At 65.1% G+C, this 2,031-nt stretch carries 2 protein-coding genes; both read right to left on the bottom strand.

Going from position 1 to position 2,031, the window contains the following annotated elements; translation table 11 throughout:
• Positions 1-415: 415 nt before the first annotated feature.
• Positions 416-1,144 (bottom strand): LytR/AlgR family response regulator transcription factor, encoded by a 729-nt coding sequence (locus tag ACYVDE_RS21140; RefSeq protein ID WP_460503514.1) that lies wholly within the window; start codon positions 1,142-1,144, stop codon positions 416-418.
• Between the two features lie 213 nt (positions 1,145-1,357).
• A partial coding sequence (locus ACYVDE_RS21135; RefSeq protein WP_460503513.1) for a sensor histidine kinase occupies positions 1,358-2,031 on the bottom strand: 674 nt, incomplete at its 5' end.

Below are 2,031 nucleotides of genomic sequence, written 5' to 3'. Positions count from 1 at the left end.
CCGCCGTGAAGCTGGCGTAGTTCGTGCCCGCCGTGGGCTGGGCGCTGTTGATGGTATAGGCACCGCTGAGCTGCGCAAAAGCGGCCGGGCTGGTCAGCAGCAACAGCAGCGCGGCCAGCCAGCCACTGCCGTACCTACTGCGGTTACGGGAGGATGTAAACATGGGCATAAGCAAAGAAGTAAGTGGTGAAAAAAACAAGTATGAGCGGTCAAAAAGCAGCATCGCCGGGGCATCATGCGGCGTGTTGGAAAGCAGTTTGCCCAGTAGCGCCTTTCCTCCGGCACCCGCCCCTTGCGCCAACCGAGCGGGTTACCCGCTTTGCGCCGTTGTCAGGCATTACCGGCTGAGCAGTTGCGCCTTGAGCGAGCCGAGGGAGGACTATTGAGTTCCGGCGGATAGGGAATCAGTCAGCTATTAGCTCTGCCCGATGGTGCGCAGCCGGCGCAGCAACTCATCCTGCAAGGCCCGGCTCACGGGCAGGATGTGCTCGCCCACCTGCACCAGGTGGCGGGCCACATCGAGGCGCTCGATGTGGTTGAGGTTGATGTAGTAGCTGCGCTGAATCTGCACGAACGACTCAGCGGGCAGGTGACGCACCAGCTCGCGCAGGGGCATACGCACCTGCACCGTGCGGTGGGCCAACACCAGGCGGCAGTGCTTGTCGTCGGCCGTTACCCACTGCACTTCGCTGAGGCGGATTTTTTCCAGCATCCCGTTTTCCTTGATGAACAAGGTATCGGGCAGGGCCTCGCCGCTGGGGGCCTGCAGGAACGAGTCGGCCGCCGGGTACCTGGCCGAGAAGTTGCGTAGCGCCAGCGCAATGGCGCGTTGCAGGGCATCGGCCGCCACGGGCTTGGTGAGGTAGGCCGCTGGCCCCAGCTGCTCGGCCCGCCCGAAGGTTTCGCCGTCGGTGCGGGAGGTGAGAAAGATGATGGGCAGCGGACGGTGCGTCAGCAGCTGCTGGGCCAGCTCCACGCCATCGGTGGTGCCGCGCAGCTGCACGTCGAGCAGGGCCAGGTCGATGGTTTCGGTACGGTACAGCGCGAGGGCGATGCGCGCATCGGCGGCGGGGCCCACCACCTCGTACCCCAAATCCTGCAGGGCGGCCTCCAGCTGTTCGGCAAAGAGCGGCTCATCTTCCACGAGCAGGACACGAATGGGCGAATCGGGTATGGCAGCGGCCGAACCAGCAGGCAGCCCGCCTGGCCCCGACGAAATTACGGCGCTACCCACATCCGGGTGCACCGAAGGGGTTGCCCAAACCGTCGGCAAAAGAGTTTCCTGAGACATAGGCCAGCAACTCCGGCCGTGCGCCGCCCACCTAGGCAACTGCGCCAACCCGAATCGGTGGATAATTTAGGTTCCGTTGCCGCGCGCTACCCCACCTGGAGCGTGAGTTGTACCATTAGCGGCGCGACTGGTTTCATCCGTGGCGCGAGCCGAAACCGGTTTTTCCGGCCGCGGCCGCTCCTGCATCATGGGCTCGCGCACCCCATCGGGCGCAGCAGCCGGCAAGGTGAGCACGGCAGTGGTTCCCTGCCCGGGCCGGCTAAACAAGGCTAACTGGCCGTTCTGGGCCTGGGCAAAGGCCCGGCTCAGGCGCAGCCCCAACCCGGCGGGCCGGCCGGCAGTAGCCCTTGGCGTGGCCGCGAGCAGTAATTGCAACTGAGCTTCACTCATGCCCTCGCCGGTATCCTGCACCTGAATAGCCACGGTGTCCTGAGGTCCATCCACGGCCGTCAGCATGATGGTGCCGCCCGCTGGCGTAGCCCGTAGCGCGTTGCTGATGAGGTTGCGCAAAATGGTGCGCGTCATGTTCAGGTCGGCTAGGGTATAGATGGTACGGTCGGACAGGTCGGCTGTGAGGATAATGTCGGCGGCTTCGGCGCTGGGCTGGTAGAGCTCAGCGGCCTCGGCGAGCAGGTCGGCCACGGCCAGGGGTTCAATTGTGGGAGTAAGCTCGCCGCGCTGGGTCAGGGCCCAGCTTAGCAGGTTGTCGAGGAGGGCGCGCAGTCCCTGGGCCGCCTGGC

The sequence above is a fragment of the Hymenobacter agri genome, assembly GCF_054778495.1.
This window is presented reverse-complemented; position numbering and strand designations above follow the sequence as displayed.